The organism is Streptomyces cinnabarinus (genome assembly GCF_027270315.1).
Taxonomy (GTDB): domain Bacteria; phylum Actinomycetota; class Actinomycetes; order Streptomycetales; family Streptomycetaceae; genus Streptomyces; species Streptomyces cinnabarinus.
The window spans coordinates 6652620-6669663 of record NZ_CP114413.1; the positions used below are offsets into that span (position 1 = coordinate 6652620).

Annotated in this window: 17 protein-coding genes; 12 read left to right on the forward strand and 5 right to left on the reverse strand. The window is 70.6% G+C overall.

The annotated features are described in order from the left end of the window. The first annotated feature begins 310 nt into the window (after positions 1–310). Positions 311–607 (forward strand): DUF4193 domain-containing protein, encoded by a 297-nt coding sequence (locus STRCI_RS30200; RefSeq protein ID WP_005481602.1) that lies wholly within the window; start codon positions 311–313, stop codon positions 605–607. 13 nt (positions 608–620) lie between these two features. Further along, entirely contained in the window at positions 621–1562 is a 942-nt protein-coding gene (locus tag STRCI_RS30205) for a hypothetical protein (RefSeq protein WP_269662100.1), read from the forward strand. 46 nt (positions 1563–1608) lie between these two features. Here STRCI_RS30205 and STRCI_RS30210 read toward each other — a convergent pair whose 3' ends face one another. Next, the gene (locus STRCI_RS30210) at positions 1609–2067 is read right to left on the reverse strand and encodes a DUF3093 domain-containing protein (RefSeq protein ID WP_269662101.1); all 459 of its coding nucleotides are present in this window, start codon (positions 2065–2067) and stop codon (positions 1609–1611) included. Between the two features lie 58 nt (positions 2068–2125). On the opposite strand from STRCI_RS30210, the gene STRCI_RS30215 reads away from it, so the two are divergent. The 6 genes from STRCI_RS30215 (at position 2126) to STRCI_RS30240 (ending at position 8684) form a co-directional block, all read left to right on the forward strand. Continuing rightward, positions 2126–2710, forward strand: a complete 585-nt coding sequence (locus tag STRCI_RS30215) for a PaaI family thioesterase (RefSeq protein ID WP_269662102.1) — start codon at positions 2126–2128, stop codon at positions 2708–2710. Next, the gene (dut, locus tag STRCI_RS30220; protein ID WP_269662103.1) at positions 2707–3258 is read left to right on the forward strand and encodes a dUTP diphosphatase; all 552 of its coding nucleotides are present in this window, start codon (positions 2707–2709) and stop codon (positions 3256–3258) included. Before STRCI_RS30215 ends, dut begins: the two co-directional genes overlap by 4 nt. A gap of 1 nt (position 3259) precedes the next feature. Further along, entirely contained in the window at positions 3260–4021 is a 762-nt protein-coding gene (locus STRCI_RS30225) for a DUF3710 domain-containing protein (protein ID WP_269662104.1), read from the forward strand. A 157-nt stretch (positions 4022–4178) separates the two neighbouring features. Beyond that, positions 4179–5345: an alginate lyase family protein gene (locus STRCI_RS30230; protein WP_269662105.1), complete on the forward strand. Its 1167-nt coding sequence runs from the start codon at positions 4179–4181 to the stop codon at positions 5343–5345. Positions 5346–5454: 109 nt separating this feature from the next. After that, positions 5455–8004 (forward strand): sensor histidine kinase, encoded by a 2550-nt coding sequence (locus tag STRCI_RS30235; RefSeq protein WP_269662106.1) that lies wholly within the window; start codon positions 5455–5457, stop codon positions 8002–8004. Continuing rightward, positions 8001–8684, forward strand: a complete 684-nt coding sequence (locus tag STRCI_RS30240) for a response regulator (protein ID WP_269662107.1) — start codon at positions 8001–8003, stop codon at positions 8682–8684. The genes STRCI_RS30235 and STRCI_RS30240 overlap by 4 nt, the downstream gene beginning before the upstream one ends. Here STRCI_RS30240 and STRCI_RS30245 read toward each other — a convergent pair. Both STRCI_RS30245 and STRCI_RS30250 read right to left on the reverse strand, forming a co-directional pair. Further along, positions 8681–9829, reverse strand: a complete 1149-nt coding sequence (locus STRCI_RS30245) for an SGNH/GDSL hydrolase family protein (RefSeq protein WP_269662108.1) — start codon at positions 9827–9829, stop codon at positions 8681–8683. The two genes, STRCI_RS30240 and STRCI_RS30245, sit on opposite strands and share 4 nt — an antisense overlap. 10 nt (positions 9830–9839) lie before the next feature. After that, the gene (locus tag STRCI_RS30250; protein WP_269662109.1) at positions 9840–10409 is read right to left on the reverse strand and encodes a TetR/AcrR family transcriptional regulator; all 570 of its coding nucleotides are present in this window, start codon (positions 10407–10409) and stop codon (positions 9840–9842) included. Positions 10410–10580: 171 nt separating this feature from the next. On the opposite strand from STRCI_RS30250, the gene STRCI_RS30255 reads away from it, so the two are divergent. Next, positions 10581–10979 (forward strand): OB-fold nucleic acid binding domain-containing protein, encoded by a 399-nt coding sequence (locus STRCI_RS30255; RefSeq protein WP_269662110.1) that lies wholly within the window; start codon positions 10581–10583, stop codon positions 10977–10979. Between the two features lie 3 nt (positions 10980–10982). After that, a complete protein-coding gene (locus STRCI_RS30260; RefSeq protein WP_269662111.1) occupies positions 10983–11714 on the forward strand; it encodes a DUF3159 domain-containing protein in 732 nt (243 codons plus the stop codon). 61 nt (positions 11715–11775) lie between these two features. Here the strand turns inward: STRCI_RS30260 and STRCI_RS30265 are convergent, their stop codons facing one another. Beyond that, entirely contained in the window at positions 11776–12453 is a 678-nt protein-coding gene (locus STRCI_RS30265; protein ID WP_269662112.1) for a potassium channel family protein, read from the reverse strand. After that, the gene (locus STRCI_RS30270; protein WP_269662113.1) at positions 12453–13124 is read right to left on the reverse strand and encodes a potassium channel family protein; all 672 of its coding nucleotides are present in this window, start codon (positions 13122–13124) and stop codon (positions 12453–12455) included. The genes STRCI_RS30265 and STRCI_RS30270 overlap by 1 nt, the downstream gene beginning before the upstream one ends. Before the next feature lie 403 nt (positions 13125–13527). On the opposite strand from STRCI_RS30270, the gene STRCI_RS30275 reads away from it, so the two are divergent. Together STRCI_RS30275 and STRCI_RS30280 are read left to right on the forward strand one after the other, a co-directional pair. Then, entirely contained in the window at positions 13528–15576 is a 2049-nt protein-coding gene (locus STRCI_RS30275; protein WP_269662114.1) for an APC family permease, read from the forward strand. 75 nt (positions 15577–15651) lie between these two features. After that, positions 15652–16998 carry a class I SAM-dependent RNA methyltransferase gene (locus tag STRCI_RS30280; RefSeq protein ID WP_269662115.1) on the forward strand — a complete coding sequence of 449 codons (1347 nt, stop codon included), beginning with the start codon at positions 15652–15654 and terminating at the stop codon, positions 16996–16998. Positions 16999–17044 lie beyond the last annotated feature (46 nt).

A 17044-nucleotide genomic window follows, 5' to 3' on the forward strand; every position in this document is an offset into this window, starting at 1 on the left:
CACAAGGGCGAATTTCCGGCCATCTACTGTGAGTGATCATGTGACCTGTCGGAAAGCCGGGAAAATCCGGGTTTTCACGGGTCTTGATCACGGGAAGTACACGGTGAGACGCCTTTGAACTGCGGCGTTAGGACCGTGTACGGTCCCGTTCGCCATCCAAGCCGATCACTCTTGAGGAGTCCGGTTGGGTGTCGATTGAGTAACAGACCTTGATGTGAGGCAAAATCTCCGCCTCAGGTCGGGCACAAGTCCGGCCTCTCACGCGTTACGTGCGCTGAGACACCGCAGACACCCAGAGGGGGAGAGCGACATGGCAACGGATTACGACACCCCACGCAAGACCGACGACGACGTCGACTCGGACAGCCTTGAAGAGCTCAAGGCCCGGCGGAACGACAAGTCGACCTCCGCAGTGGACGTCGACGAGTTCGAGGCCGCAGAAGGCCTGGAGCTGCCCGGCGCGGACCTCTCCAATGAGGAGCTGGCCGTCCGGGTGCTGCCCAAGCAGCAGGACGAGTTCACCTGCATGAGCTGCTTCCTGGTGCACCACCGCAGCCAGCTGGCCCGGGAGAAGAACGGTCAGCCGATCTGCCGCGACTGCGACTGAGGGCGGGTCGGGCATGACCGGCTCGACCTCTCCTTGGAAGCGCCGCTTCCCCGCGCGGGGAGCGGACCAAGGGCCGCCCGGCGGCCCCTACGGCGCGCGTGACGACGAGCGAGGCTCATCCGGTACTGGATCGGCCTCGCTCGAACCGGCGGCCGGCCCTGGCGATCCGCCGGTGCCGGCGCAGTCTCCCGCGCCCGTGGCCCGGCGCCGCGCCGCGGTCATGCGCGACAAGGCCAGAGAAGGCGTCCGCAAGGGCGGCAGCCGCGCCAAGGCGGGGCTGGCCTACCTGGCCGACCGCGTCATCGAGAACGCCCCGCGTGTGCCCGTACGGGACCTCGCGACCCTGCGCGGACAGTTCCCGGGGCTCGGCCCCGAGCAGCTCGCCGACAAGCTCGTGACGGGCGCCATGGCCGCGACCTCGACCGTCGGCGCGGGCGTGGGCGCGGCGGCGATGCTGCCTGTTCCGCCCGCGATGCCCGCGGAGCTGGCCGCGGAGATCACCGGAGTCGCCGCGATCGAGCTGAAGCTGATCGCCGAACTCCACGAGGTCTACGGCGTGCGACCGCCGGGGAACCTGAAACAGCGCTCCACCGCGTACCTCGACTCCTGGTCGGGGGAGCGCGGCGTCGACGTGACCAGACCGTCGACGGTGGGTCTGGCGCTGAACAGCCATATGAAGCACCAGCTGCGCCAGCAGATCATGAAGCGCATGGTGCGCAATCTGCCGAACCTGATGCCGTTCATGGTGGGCGCGGCCGTCGGCGCGCTGATGAACCGCAGGGACACCAGAAGGCTGGCCGACCGGATCCGCGCCGATCTGCGCAAGAACCAGGTGCCCTGGGACGCGCTCGCGGACCTCCCGGCGCTGGAGGCGCCCGCCGATCCGCTGACGATGGGCGAGATCACCGGGGAAGTGGGCCGCAAGCGGTTCGGGCGGGGCAGACCCACCCGCTGAGGGCGCGCACCGGGTCCCCGCACCGGGGACCCTTCGACCCTGTGTGCTAGGCCGCCTTCGCCGCCCTGATGGCCTCGGCCAGTGCCTCCGGCTCGCGGGTCGACAGGTACAGGTACGGCGTCGGGTCCTCGGGGTCGGTGACCGCCACCTTCAGTGCCGTCGGGATGTAGGCCCGCAGCAGCAGGAAGGCACGGGTGTCGGCCTTGTGGGTCCGCCAGGCGCGAGCCTCCTCGGCGTCCAGGATCTCCGCCTCGCCCAGCGCCTTGACCGGGATCTTCGCCTCGCCCGCGATCAGCGAACCGGCCACCACCCGGATCCGGACCGAGCCGTAGGAGCTGGCCACCACGGCCGCGGCGGCCGTGCCGCCGGCCAGTCCGCCGAGCATCGGCAGGGTGCCGAACGGCAGCAGGATCAGCGCCAGGGAGACGCCGACCAGCACCGACATCAGCCACCACGAGCGGGGGGCGGTGAGGCGTTCTTCGTACGGGGTGGCGGAGAGCTGCATGGAGCCAAGCTTGGCACGGTGTCCGGAAGGCGCCGACGCGCGGGTAAGGTCTGCGCCTGTGAGTGGTACATCCGCAAGCCTTCAGCCCCCGGCCGACGCCGTGACACCGGTACGGCACCCGGACGCCCCCGCGCCCGGTGAGCTGCTCGGCGCGCACTACGGCGAGTGTTTCGGCTGTGGCGGTGAGCAGCCGCACGGGCTGCACCTCCAGGCGCGGGCGGGCGAAGGGGTCTCCCTCACCGCCGAGTTCGCCGTGCGCCCCGAGCACCAGGGCGCCCCGGGCCTCGCCCACGGCGGGATCCTCGCGACCGCGCTCGACGAGACCCTCGGTTCGCTGAACTGGCTGCTGCGCACCATCGCCGTGACCGGACGGCTGGAGACGGACTTCCGGCGGCCGGTGCCGGTGGGCACCACGCTGCACCTCGAGGCCGAGGTGACCGCGGTGGCCGGGCGGAAGATCTACTCCCGGGCCACCGGACGCGTCGGCGGCCCCGACGGCCCGCTCGCCGTCCGCGCCGAGGCGCTGTTCATCGAGGTCAAGGTCGACCACTTCATCGACAACGGCCGCCCGGAGGAGATCCGGGCCGCGATGAGCGACCCGGACCAGGTGCGCCGCGCCCGCGCCTTCGAGGTGAACCCGTGAGCCGTGCCCCCCTGGACGTGCTGATCCGCCGCGTCGACCCGGACGTACCGCTTCCGTCGTACGAGCACCCCGGCGACGCGGGGGCGGATCTGCGCACCACCGAGGGCTGTGAACTGAAGCCGGGGGAGCGCGCGGTGCTGCCGACCGGGGTGTCTGTGGCGCTCCCTGAGGGGTACGCGGCCTTCGTGCATCCACGGTCCGGTCTCGCCGCCCGCTGCGGTGTCGCCCTGGTGAATGCCCCAGGGACGGTTGATGCCGGGTACCGTGGGGAGATCAAGGTGATCGTGGTGAATCTCGACCCGCGCGAGTCCGTGCGGTTCGAGCGCTTCGACCGGATTGCCCAACTGGTCGTCCAGCAGGTCGAGAGGGTCCGCTTCCAGGAGGTCGCGGAGCTTCCCGACTCGGCGCGGGCCGAGGGGGGCTTCGGGTCCACCGGTGGGCACGCCGCCGTGGACGGCGGGCGCGGCACAAGCGGTCAGGCCGCCGACGGCGGCACGACGGGTGGGACTAGATACGCTTCGGTCGTATCCGACCGGGAAGGACAGTGACGTGTTCGGACGTCGCAAGAAGAAGGGTGCCGCCGAGGACGCGGCCGGCGAGCCCGAGCAGGTCGTCGACGGCGTCGACACCGAGGCGGACGACGAGGGCACGCGCGAGCGCGTGCGTCTGGAGCCGGAGCCGCGGCCCGACGGGCCGTGGGACAGCACCGAGGTGCGCGAGCCCGGCGAGGGCCGGGTCGACCTGGGCGGGCTCTTCGTGCCCGGGGTCGAGGGCATGGAGCTGAGGGTCGAGGTCGCGGGCGACGCGATCGTCGCGGCGACCGTCGTCCTGCGGGACAGCGCGGTCCAGTTGCAGGCCTTCGCCGCTCCCAAGCGCGAGGGCATCTGGGGCGAGGTGCGCGAGGAGATCGGCACCGGCATCACCCAGCAGGGCGGCATCATCGACGAGGTCGAGGGTCCGCTGGGCTGGGAGCTGCGGGCGCAGGTCCCGGTGCAGCTGCCGGACGGCACGGGCGGCTTCCAGGTCGTGCGGTTCGTCGGTGTGGACGGCCCGCGCTGGTTCCTGCGCGGGGTCATCTCCGGCCAGGGCGCGGTGCAGCCGCAGGCGGCCGGACTGCTGGAGCAGATCTTCCGGGACACGGTCGTGGTCCGCGGTGAGGGCCCGATGGCGCCCCGCGACCCGATCGTGCTGAAGCTGCCGAACGACGCCCAGATGGTCCCCGAGGGGGTCCAGCAGGAGGAGGCCGGTTCCCGGTTCTCCGGCGGCATGGGGCAGTTGCAGCGCGGCCCGGAGATCACCGAGGTTCGCTAGACGCCGGACAGACAGGCGGCAAAGGGTCGTACCCCTCGGGGTGCGGCCCTTTCCGTTGCGCGGGCTCTTGACGGCCTATTGGTCTGGACCTATGGTCTGCGGCCAACGCCTGCGTTCACAGAGGCGCTCCTTGTTCATGCATGAGAACGGAGTCGCTATGCGCCGTACCCCCCTCCTCGCGACGGTGGCAGCCCTCGTCGCGAGCGTTCTCGCCTGGCCCGCCGACGCCGCCCCCACCGCTTTCGCGCACCCCGGTGTCACGGTCTCCAAGAGCCAGCTGGACTTCACCCGCTCCAAGGTCCTCGTCGGCGCCCAGCCCTGGAAGGGCGCCTACGACCAGATGATGGGGAGCAGGTACGCCGACCAGAACCGCACGCCCAAGCCGCGCGCGGTGGTGGAGTGCGGCTCGTACTCCAATCCCGACCACGGCTGCACCGACGAGCGCCAGGACGCGATGGCCGCGTACACCAACGCCCTCGCCTGGTACATCACGCGGGACGCGCGCTACGCCCAGAAGTCCATCCAGCTGATGGACGCCTGGTCCGCCGTCATCACGGACCACACCAACAGCAACGCCCCGCTCCAGACCGGCTGGGCGGGCTCGTCCTGGTCCAAGGCCGCGGAGATCATCAAGCACACCTACGCCGGCGGCTGGCCGAACTCCGGGCGGTTCGCGACGATGCTCCGCAACGTCTACCTCCCCGAGATCATCAACGGCTCCAACTCCAACGGGAACTGGGAGCTGACGATGATGGAGGCCGCCGTCGGCATCTCCGTCTTCCTGGAGGACAAGGCGTCCTACGACAAGGCCATGGCGAAGTTCCGCACCCGCACCGCGGCCTACGTCTACCTCGAATCCGACGGCGCGCTGCCGAAGACCGTGCCGAGCCAGAACCTCGACACCCGCGACAAGATCGTCAAGTACTGGCAGGGCCAGTCCACCTTCGTCACCGGACTCACCCAGGAGACCTGCCGCGACCTCACGCACACCGGTTACGGCATCTCCTCGATCTCGCACATCGCCGAGACCAGCCGGATCCAGGGCCAGGACCTGTACGGCACCGACGTCGGCGAGCGGCTGCGGCACGCGCTCGGATTCCAGTCCAAGTACCAGCTCGGTACGGCCGTGCCCGGCTGGCTGTGCGGCGGCTCCCTGCACCTCGGGCTCGGGCCCGTCACCGAGGTCGGCTACAACGCCCTGCACAACCGGCTCGGCCACGCCATGACCAACACCGAGACGCTGACCAGGAACAGCCGCCCGGCCGGCAGCAACAACCTCTTCGTCGCCTGGGAGACCCTCACCCACGGGGACAACCCCTCCTGAGCCGGGGGAGAGCCCCCGCCGGGTGCGGTGCGTCAGGGTTGCGTCAAAAGCACCCCGGCCGCCGCACCCGGTGTCATATGTCCGGTTTGCTGGCCGTAAGGTCGACGCTGTGGGACGCGGCAGACTTCGGATCTACCTCGGTGCGGCACCCGGCGTCGGCAAGACGTACGCGATGCTCTCCGAGGCGCACCGGCGTGCCGAGCGGGGCACCGACTGCGTCGTCGCCTTCGTCGAGCACTATCACCGGCCGCGTACCGAGGTGATGCTGCACGGTCTGGAGCAGATCGCGCGCAGGGAGCTGGCGTACCGGGGCACGGCCTTCACCGAGATGGACGTGGACGCCGTTCTCGCCCGCCGCCCGCAGGTGGCGCTGGTCGACGAGCTGGCCCATACGAATGTCCCCGGCTCCCGCAACGTCAAGCGCTGGCAGGATGTCGAGGAGCTGCTGGCGGCCGGGATCGATGTCATATCGACCGTGAACATCCAGCATCTGGAGTCCCTCGGGGACATGGTGGAGTCGATCACGGGGGTGCGGCAGCAGGAGACGGTGCCGGACGAGGTGGTGCGGCGGGCGGATCAGATCGAGCTGGTCGACATGTCGCCGCAGGCGCTGCGGCGGCGGATGGCGCACGGCAACGTCTATCAGCCGGACAAGGTCGACGCGGCGCTGTCCAACTACTTCCGGCCCGGCAATCTGACGGCTCTGCGGGAGCTGGCGCTGTTGTGGGTGGCCGACCGGGTCGACGAGTACCTGCGCGAGTACCGCGGCGAGCACCGGGTGCAGAAGATCTGGGGTTCGCGGGAGCGGATCGTGGTGGGGCTGACCGGCGGTCCGGAGGGGCGGACGCTGATCCGGCGGGCGGCGCGGCTGGCGGAGAAGGGTGCCGGGGGTGAGGTGCTCGCGGTGTACATCGCCCGCAGTGACGGGCTGACCGCGGCCTCGCCCAAGGAACTCGCCGTACAGCGGACCCTCGTCGAGGATCTCGGCGGCACCTTCCACCACGTCGTCGGGGACGACATACCGGCGGCGCTGCTGGCCTTCGCGCGCGGGGTGAACGCCACCCAGATCGTGCTCGGCTCCTCGCGCCGCAAGAGTTGGCAGTACGTCTTCGGGCCGGGCGTCGGCGCGACCGTCGCCCGGGAGTCGGGGCCCGATCTCGACGTGCACATCGTCACCCACGAAGAGGTGGCCAAGGGGCGCGGGCTGCCCGTCGCCCGGGGTGCCCGGCTCGGCCGGTCCCGGATCGTGTGGGGCTGGCTGGCCGGGATCGGCGGCCCCGCGCTGCTCGCGCTGCTGCTGACCCATGTCGACGCCGACCTCGGTCTCACCAACAACATGCTGCTGTTCCTGGCCCTGACGGTCGCGGCGGCGCTGATCGGCGGACTGCTGCCCGCGCTGGCCTCGGCCGCGTTCGGGTCGCTGCTGCTGAACTGGTTCTTCACCCCGCCGGTCAGCCGGCTCACCATTGCCGACCCGAAGAACATCCTCGCCCTGGTCATCTTCGTGGGCGTAGCGGTCTCGGTCGCCTCGGTGGTCGACGTCGCCGCCCGCCGGACCCATCAGGCGGCCCGGCTGCGCGCCGAGTCGGAGATCCTCTCCTTCCTCGCCGGGGACGTGCTGCGCGGCGAGACCAGCCTGGAGGCGTTGCTGGAACGGGTCCGGGAGACCTTCGGAATGGAGTCGGCGGCCCTGCTGGAGCGGGCGAGCGATGTCGACCCGTGGACCTGCGCGGGCAGCGTCGGAATGGGGCCGCCGGTCACACGGCCCGAGGACGCCGACGTGGACATGCCGGCCGGGGACCACATGGCGCTCGCGCTGACCGGCCGGGTGCTGCCCGCCGAGGACCGCCGGGTGCTCGCCGCGTTCGCCGCGCAGGCCGCCGTGGTCCTGGACCGGCGCCGCCTCCGCGAGGAGGCCGACCAGGCCCGAACCCTCGCCGAGGGCAACCGCATCCGCACCGCGCTGCTGGCCGCCGTAAGCCATGACCTGCGCACCCCGCTCGCCGGGATCAAGGCGGCCGTGAGCAGCCTGCGCTCCGACGACGTGGCGTGGTCCGAGGAGGACGAGGCGGAGCTGCTGGCCGGGATCGAGGAGGGCGCGGACCGCCTCGACCACCTGGTCGGGAATCTCCTCGACATGTCCCGCCTGCAGACCGGCACGGTCAGCGCGATCGTCCGCGAGATCGACCTCGACGAGGTGGTGCCGATGGCCCTCGGCGGGGTGCCCGAGGACAGCGTCGAACTCGACATCCCGGAGACCCTGCCCATGGTCGCCGTCGACCCCGGGCTGCTGGAGCGCTCGGTCGCCAACATCGTGGAGAACGCCGTCAAGTACAGCCCGCCGGGCACGCCCGTCCTCGTCTCCGCCAGCTCCCTCGCCGACCGGGTCGAGGTGCGCGTCGTGGACCGCGGGCCCGGCGTCCCCGACGACGCCAAAGAGCGGATCTTCGCGCCCTTCCAGCGGTACGGTGACGCTCCGCGCGGCGCCGGAGTGGGGCTGGGGCTCGCGGTCGCCCGGGGGTTCGCGGAGGCGATGGGCGGGACGCTGACCGCGGAGGACACCCCGGGCGGGGGGCTCACGATGGTCCTCACGCTCCGCGCTGCCGCGGGACCGCTCCTCCGCCCCACAGTTCCGGAACCCGAAAGGCAGGCCACATGACCCGGGTGCTCGTGATCGAGGACGAGCCGCAGATCGTGCGCGCCCTAGTGATCAACCTCAAGGCCCGCAAGTACGAGGTGGACGCCGCGCACGACGGCGCCACCGCCCTTCAGCTCGCCGCCGCACGCCACCCCGACGTCGTCGTCCTCGACCTCGGGCTGCCGGACATGGACGGTGTCGAGGTGATCCGGGGGCTGCGCGGCTGGACCCGGGTGCCGATCCTCGTCCTGTCCGCGCGCCACTCCTCCGACGAGAAGGTCGAGGCCCTCGACGCGGGCGCCGACGACTACGTCACCAAGCCCTTCGGCATGGACGAGCTGCTGGCCCGGCTGCGGGCGGCGGTCCGGCGTGCCGAGCCGCTCGGGGGCGGTGAGGAGGACGTCGTCGTCGAGACCGGGACGTTCACCGTCGACCTGGCCGCGAAGAAGGTCAACCGTGACGGCACGGACGTCCGGCTGACGCCCACCGAGTGGCATCTGCTGGAGGTGCTGGTCCGCAATGCCGGGCGGCTGGTCAGCCAGAAGCAGTTGCTCCAGGAGGTCTGGGGGCCGTCCTACGGCACGGAGACCAACTATCTGCGGGTGTACATGGCTCAGTTGCGGCGGAAGCTGGAGGCGGATCCCTCGCATCCGAAGCACTTCATCACTGAGCCGGGGATGGGGTACCGGTTCGAGCGCTAGGGCCTTGGGGTCCCGAGGGCCAGTTCCGCGAACCTGGCGCCCATGCGGTGATGCGTGGCCGCGTCCGGGTGCAGGTCGTCGGGGAGCGGGAGTTCGGCGTGGTCCTGTTCGCCGTAGAGGTCGCGGCCGTCGAGGTAGCGCAGGTTCGGGTCCTCGGGGGTGCGTTGCGCCACGATGCGGGACAGTTCCTCGCGGATCACCCTGAGGGTCAGTTTTCCGGCCGCCCGCTCCGCCGGGTCGCCGGTCGCCTGGAAGCGCAGCCGTCCGGTGGCCAAGGCTTCGGGGTCGAAGGCTCCCGGGCCCGGTGTGTCCTCGTGGATGGGGCACAGGATGGGGGAGACGACCAGCAGCGGGGTGTCGGGGTGGCCGTCGCGGAGGGTGTCCAGGAAGCCGTGGACGGCCGGGGTGAAGGCGCGCAGCCGCATCAGGTCCAGGTTCACCAGGTTGATGCCGATCTTGACGCTGATCAGATCGGCCGGGGTGTCCCGCATCGCGCGGGCGGTGAAGGGGTCGAGCAGGGCGCTGCCGCCGAGGCCCAGGTTGATCAGTTCCACGCCCGCCAGGACCGCCGCGTGCGCCGGCCAGATGCCGGTGGGGCTCGCCGCGTCCGAGCCGTGGCTGATGGAGCTGCCGTGGTGCAGCCACACCCGGCGGCCGCGGTCGGGCAGGGACTCGACGGGGGCGTCGGCGCGCAGGGCGAGGAGTTCGGTGGTCTCGTTGTGCGGCAGCCAGATCTCCACGTCCTTCTCCCGGGCGGGCAGCCCGGTGAAACGCAGGGTGGCGACCGGGCCGGGGCGGCGCTCCTGGCCGCCGGTGGCCAGGTCGACGACGAGGGTGTCGCCGCCGTTCGCCACCGCCTGCTCGGTCAGGGCGCCGTCGACGAGCAGGTCGTACACCCCGTCCGGACGCGGCGGGAGTCCGACGTACGACCGCTTCGTGGGCCGGGTGTCCAGCTCGACGGTGGTGGCGCGGGTGCGGAAGGCCAGCCGTACGCCGGAGGGCTGGGACTCGGCCATGGCGAGCTGGGGGTCGGCGCACTGGGCGCGGGCCCTGGCGGGGAGCCGGTGCGGGAGCAGGCCGTGCTCGGTGGGTTCCAGGTCCAGGGCGCCGCGGACGAGGCCGGCGGTGAGGGGTGCGGTGTGCATGGGAGGGCTTTCAGACTGAGGGCCAGTTGCGGAGCGTGGCGTCGAGGGCGTCCAGGATCCGGGACCAGGACTCCTCGCTGTCGGGGGAGCTGTGGCTGAAGCCGCCCGCCAGCTCCAGGTCGACATAGCCGTGGAAGACGCTGCCCAGGAGGCGGACGGCATGTGTCTGGTCCGGCTCGGCCAGGTCGTAGCCGCGCAGGATCGCGCGGGTCATCTGGGCGTGCCGTACTCCCGCGCTCCTCGCCGCAGTCTCGGGCTCCAGGCGGAAGCGGGCCGCGGTGTAGCGGCCGGGGTGGGTGCGGGCGTAGTCGCGGTAGACGTCGGCGAACGCGGTCAGCGCGTCCTTGCCGGCCCGGCCCGCCAGCGCGTCGGCGGCCCGGTCGGCCAGCTCCGCCAGGGCCAGCAGGGCGATCCGGGTCTTGAGGTCGTGGGAGTTCTTCAGATGCGAGTACAGGCTCGCGACCTTGACGTCGAACCGGCGGGCCAGCGCCGAGACGGTCACCTGCTCGAAGCCGACCTCGTCGGCCAGCTCCGCCCCGGCGCGGGTGAGCAGCTCCGGGGTGAGTCCTGCGCGCGCCATGCCCGCCTTCCTTTCGTCCACCGATCGTGTGCGGATCGCCTGCCCATCGCCTACCGAAAGTGATTATGTATTTACCTAAAAGCTTTAGGCAAGTCGAACCATGCTCACCCTTGGTTGGAGCCCCGGGCCCGCGGGTACGTACGTCTCGGTGCGCCCCGGTACGCTTCAGACATGAGTTCTCTTCCTCGTTCCGAGAAGCCGGTGGGCCGGTTCCGGCGCATGCTCGACCGGCTCTCCTCGTCGCAGGAGGACCTGGAGTCCGAGGAGCTGCGAGAGGACGCCGAGACGGCCGGCTGTATCCGCATCGGTGACTGCCACGACCGACAGATAGTCACCGTTACTGGTACCTTGCGCACGGTCACCCTGCGGCCGCGTGCCGGGGTCCCGGCCCTGGAGGCCGAGCTGTTCGACGGCTCCGCCGCGCTGGACGTGGTGTGGCTCGGCAGACGCTCCATCGTGGGGATAGAGCCGGGGCGCCGACTGATCGCATCGGGCCGGATCTCGATGAGCCGGGGCCGCCGCGTGCTGTTCAACCCGAAATACGAACTGAGACCCCTCGGACGGGAGTAGCCGGTGACGTCGCTCGACAAGCCGACCGAAGACACCACCGCAGACGCCGCGGCAGACGCCCGGGCGGTGACCGAGGCCGCCCTGTTCGAGGCCTTCGGCGGCATGCGCGGCATGGTCGAGACGGTGCTGCCCGGACTGCTCTTCGTCACCATCTACACGATCAACAAGGACCTGCACATGTCCGCGATCGCCGCGCTCGCGGTGTCGCTGGTCCTGGTCGTGGTCCGGCTCGTGATGAAGGACACCGTCAAGCACGCCTTCAGCGGTGTCTTCGGCGTCGCCTTCGGTGTGGTCTTCGCGATGATGACGGGCAACGCCAAGGACTTCTATCTGCCGGGCATGCTCTACACGCTGGGCCTCGGGCTCGCGTACATCATCACCACGCTGTGCGGGGTCCCGCTGATCGGTCTGATCCTCGGCCCGGTGTTCAAGGAGAACCTCTCCTGGCGCAAGCGCAACCCCGGCCGCAAGAAGGCGTACGCCAAGGCGAGTTACGCCTGGGGCACGATCCTGCTCGCCAAGTGCGCGATCCTCTTCCCCCTCTACTGGTGGGCGGACACCACCCAGTTGGGCTGGGTCCTGGTCGCCCTCAAGATTCCGCCGTTCCTGCTCGCCGTCTGGCTGACCTGGGTCTTCCTCGCCAAGGCACCCGCTCCGATCGATGTGTTCGCGGAGATGGAGGCGGCCGAGAAGGCGGAGAAGGAGCGGCAGGCCGAGGCCCGTTCGGCGAACTGAACCACGCACGAAGAAGGGCGCCCCGGGATCTCCCGGGGCGCCCTTCTTCGTGCGTGGTGTCTCAGCTCGCGGTGTCCTCGCGGCGCACCGAGAGCAGGTCCTCCAGCTGTTCCTCGCGGGCCTGCGCGGCCACGAACAGCAGCTCGTCGCCCGCCTCCAGGGAGTCGTCGCGGGTCGGGGTGAGTACCCGGGTGCCCCGGATGATCGTGACCAGCGAGGTGTCCTGCGGCCACTCCACATCGCCGACCTGGGTGCCGGCCAGGGCCGACTCCTCGGGCAGGGTCAGCTCGACCAGGTTGGCGTCGCCATGGCTGAAGCGCAGCAGCCGGACCAGGTCGCCGACGCTCACCGCCTCCTCGACCAGGGCGGACATCAGACGCGGGGTGGAGACGGCGACGTCGACGCCCCAGGACTCGTTGAAGAGCCATTCGTTCTTGGGGTTGTTGACGCGGGCGACGACGCGCGGGACGCCGTACTCCGTCTTCGCCAGCAGGGAGACGACCAGGTTCACCTTGTCGTCGCCGGTCGCGGCGATCACCACGTTGCAGCGCTGGAGCGCCGCCTCGTCCAGGGATGTGATCTCGCAGGCGTCGGCGAGCAGCCACTCCGCCTGCGGGACGCGCTCGACCGAGATCGCGGTCGGCGCCTTGTCGATGAGCAGGACCTCGTGGCCGTTCTCCAGCAGCTCGCCCGCGATCGAGCGGCCGACGGCGCCGGCACCGGCAATGGCGACCCTCATCAGTGACCGCCCTCCTCTTCGGGACCCTGGGCGAACGCCGCCTCGACCTTGTCGACCTCATCGGTGCGCATCATCACGTGCACCAGGTCGCCCTCCTGCAACACCGTCTGCGAGCTGGGCAGGATGGCCTCGCCGAGCCGGGTCAGGAACGCCACCCGGACGCCCGTCTCCTCCTGGAGCCTGCTGATCTTGTGACCCACCCAGGACGTGGCGGTGTGCACCTCGGCGAGCTGGACACCACCGGTGGGGTCGCGCCACAGCGGCTCGGCGCCCGAGGGGAGCAGCCGGCGCAGCATCTGGTCGGCGGTCCACCGCACGGTCGCGACCGTGGGGATGCCGAGGCGCTGATAGACCTCGGCGCGGCGGGGGTCGTAGATACGGGCCGCGACGTTCTCCACGCCGAACATCTCGCGGGCCACGCGCGCGGAGATGATGTTGGAGTTGTCGCCGCTGGAGACGGCGGCGAAGGCGCCGGCCTCCTCGATGCCCGCCTCGCGCAGGGTGTCCTGGTCGAAGCCGATACCGGTGACCCGGCGGCCGCCGAAACCGGGGCCGAGTCGGCGGAAGGCGGTGGGGTCCTGATCGATCACAGCGACCGTGTGCCCCTGTTGTTCCAGGGTCTGGGCGAGAGCGGAACCCACTCTTCCGCAGCCCATGATGACGATGTGCACGACCGTCCTTCCAGATGTCAAGAGATACTGCTCGGCGAGATCAGGGTCTCAGATCGACGCCCAAGCTACACACGCGCACTAGGACGTAGGCACCCCTGTGCACGGTTGCCGCGCGATCGGGTCGATCAGCGGCGGCTGATGCTGCGGACGCTGGCCAGGGTCAGGATTCCGAGGCCGACGAGTGCGGCGGCGGCGCCGATCAGCTGGGCGGTGGTGGCCATGGGACCTCCTGGAGCGGCAACGGCCGGGAAAACGGGCGGGTTTTGTCATATAGGCATGGCGATGCCGGGAGCCGCGGAATCCGCAGCCGCGACGCCCTCGATTTCACCCGGAGGGCAGGGGACCGGCGGAACTGGGGTGGCGGGTGGGCGGCAGCCCGTTCGAACGCCTACGATCCTCTGTTGTGTCCAAACTGACCGACGTGCCCAAACGGATTCTGATCGGGCGCGCTCTGCGCAGTGATCGGCTCGGGGAAACGCTCCTGCCGAAGCGCATCGCACTCCCCGTCTTCGCATCCGACCCGCTGTCCTCTGTGGCGTACGCGCCCGGCGAGGTCCTGCTGGTCCTGTCCATCGCGGGTGTGTCGGCCTACCACTTCAGCCCCTGGATCGCGCTCGCGGTCGTGGTCCTGATGTTCACGGTGGTCGCCTCCTACCGGCAGAACGTGCACGCCTACCCGAGCGGCGGCGGCGACTACGAGGTCGCCAACACCAACCTCGGCCCCAAGGCGGGCCTCACCGTGGCCAGCGCGCTGCTCGTCGACTACGTCCTGACCGTCGCCGTGTCCATCTCCTCCGGCGTGGAGAACCTCGGTTCGGCCGTGCCGTTCGTGGTCGAGAACAAGGTGCTGTGCGCCGTAGCCATCATCGTGCTGCTGACGCTGATGAACCTGCGCGGCGTGAAGGAGTCCGGCAGCCTCTTCGCGATCCCGACGTACGTCTTCGTCGCCGGTGTCTTCATCATGATCACCTGGGGTGCGTTCAAGGGCCTGGTCCTGGACGACTCGATGGCCGCCCCGACCGCGGACTACGAGATCAAGCCCGAGCACGAGGGCCTGGCCGGCTTCGCCCTGGTCTTCCTGCTGCTGCGCGCCTTCTCCTCCGGCTGCGCGGCGCTCACCGGCGTCGAGGCGATCAGCAACGGCGTCCCCGCCTTTCGCAAGCCCAAGTCCCGGAACGCGGCGACCACGCTCGCCCTCATGGGCGGCCTCGCGGTCACCATGTTCTGCGGCATCATCGGGCTCGCCATGGCCACCGATGTGCACATGGCGGAGAACCCGGCCAAGGACCTCGTCCACAACGGCGTGCCCGTCGGTGAGGACTACGTCCAGGACCCGGTGATCTCACAGGTCGCGGCCGCCGTCTTCGGGGACGGCACGTTCTTCTTCATCCTGCTCGCCGCCGCCACCGCCCTGGTCCTCTTCCTCGCGGCCAACACCGCGTACAACGGCTTCCCGCTGCTCGGCTCGATCCTCGCCCAGGACCGCTACCTGCCGCGCCAGCTGCACACCCGCGGCGACCGGCTCGCCTTTTCCAACGGCATCGTGCTGCTGGCCGGCGCCGCCGCCCTGCTGGTGTGGATCTACGGGGCCGACTCCACGCGGCTGATCCAGCTGTACATCGTCGGTGTCTTCGTCTCCTTCACGCTCAGCCAGATCGGCATGGTCCGGCACTGGAACCGGCACCTGCGTACCGAGACCGACCAGGCCAAGCGCCGCCACATGGTCCGCTCCCGCGCGATCAACACCTTCGGCGCCTTCTTCACCGGCCTGGTGCTCGTCGTCGTCCTGGTCACCAAGTTCACGCACGGCGCCTGGGTCGCCCTGCTCGGCATGGTGATCTTCTACGTGACCATGAGCGCGATCCGGAAGCACTACGACCGGGTCTCCGAGGAGATCGCCGCGCCCGAGGGCCCGAGCGACGACAGCGTGCGCCCCTCCCGGGTGCACTCCCTGGTCCTGGTCTCCAAGATCCACCGCCCCACGCTGCGCGCCCTCGCCTACGCCAAGCTGATGCGCACGGACACCCTGGAGGCGCTCAGCGTCAACGTCGACCCGGCCGAGACCAAGGCGCTCAAGGCCGAGTGGGAGCGACGCGGCATCGACGTACCGCTGAAGGTCCTGGACTCGCCGTACCGCGAGATCACCCGGCCGGTCATCGAGTACGTCAAGAACCTGCGCCGGGAGTCGCCGCGCGACGCCGTGTCCGTGATCATCCCCGAGTACGTCGTGGGCCACTGGTACGAGCATCTGCTGCACAACCAGAGCGCCCTGCGCCTGAAGGGCCGGCTGCTGTTCACGCCGGGTGTCATGGTGACGTCGGTGCCCTACCAGCTCCAGTCCTCCGAGGTCGCCAAGAAGCGGGCCCGCAGGCGGCAGGAGTGGAACGCGCCGGGTTCCGTGCGGCGTGGCCCGGCGGTGGAGCGGACGAAGGACTCCTCGAAGCAGTCGTAGACTGGTGGGCTGTTGTCGGGCCCGTCGGTCTGTTGTCCCGTAGTTCCTTCCTCACGTATCTGGAGTCACCCCGCCATGCAGGCAGAACCGAAGAACTCGCAGGTGGGGTCGCTCGTCGGGCGGGAGTACGAGGTCGAGGTCGGGCCCGTTGCGCACGGCGGCCACTGTATTGCCCGCACCGACGAAGGCCAGGTGCTCTTCGTCCGGCACACGCTGCCCGGTGAGCGGGTCGTCGCCCGGGTCACCGAGGGCGAGGAGGGCGCCCGCTTCCTGCGCGCGGACGCGGTGGAGGTGCTGTCGGCGTCCAAGGACCGCATCGAGGCGCCGTGTCCCTACGCCGGTCCGGGCCGCTGCGGCGGCTGCGACTGGCAGCACGCCAAGCCGGGCGCGCAGCGCAGGATGAAGGGCGAGGTCGTCGCCGAGCAGCTCGCGCGGCTGGCCGGGCTGACGCCCGAGGAGGCCGGCTGGGACGGCACGGTGATGCCCGCCGAGGGCGACAAGCTGCCGGCGGGGGAGGTGCCGCAGTGGCGCACGCGCGTGCAGTACGCGGTGGACCCCGACACCGGCCGGGCGGGTCTGCGCCGACACCGCTCGCACGAGGTCGAGCCGGTCGAGCACTGCATGATCGCGGCCGAGGGCGTCAGCGAGCTCGGCATCGAGCAGCGGGACTGGTCCGGGATGGAGTCGATCGAGGCCATCGCGGCGACCGGCTCGCAGGACCGCCAGGTGATCCTCACGCCCCGGCCGGGCGCCCGGCTGCCGATCGTGGAGCTGGACAAGCCGGTGTCGGTGATGCGGGTCGAGGAGAAGGACGGCGGGATCCACCGGGTCCACGGCCGCCCCTTCGTCCGCGAACGCGCCGACGGCCGCACCCACCGGGTCGGCAGCGGCGGCTTCTGGCAGGTGCACCCGAAGGCGGCGGACACGCTGGTGACGGCCGTGATGCAGGGGCTGCTGCCGCGCAAGGGCGAGATGGCACTCGACCTCTACTGCGGCGTGGGCCTGTTCGCGGGCGCCCTCGCCGACCGCCTCGGCGACCAGGGCGCGGTCCTCGGCATCGAGTCCGGCAAGCGCGCGGTGGAGGACGCCCGGCACAACCTCGCCGACTTCGACCGGGTGCGCATCGAACAGGGCAAGGTCGAGGCGGTGTTGCCGCGGACGGGCATCACCGAGGTCGACCTCGTCGTCCTGGACCCGCCCCGGGCGGGCGCGGGCCGCAAGACGGTCGAGCACCTGTCGTCCCTGGGCGCCCGCCGCATCGCGTACGTCGCCTGCGACCCGGCGGCCCTGGCCCGGGATCTGGGGTACTTCCGGGACGGGGGGTACCGGGTGCGGACGTTGCGGGTGTTCGATCTGTTCCCGATGACGCATCACGTGGAGTGCGTGGCGATTCTGGAGCCTGCCGAGAAGAAGGGGCGCTGACTCCGGTACTCGGGGGCGGTTCGGTGTGCGTGGTCCTCGTGGAACG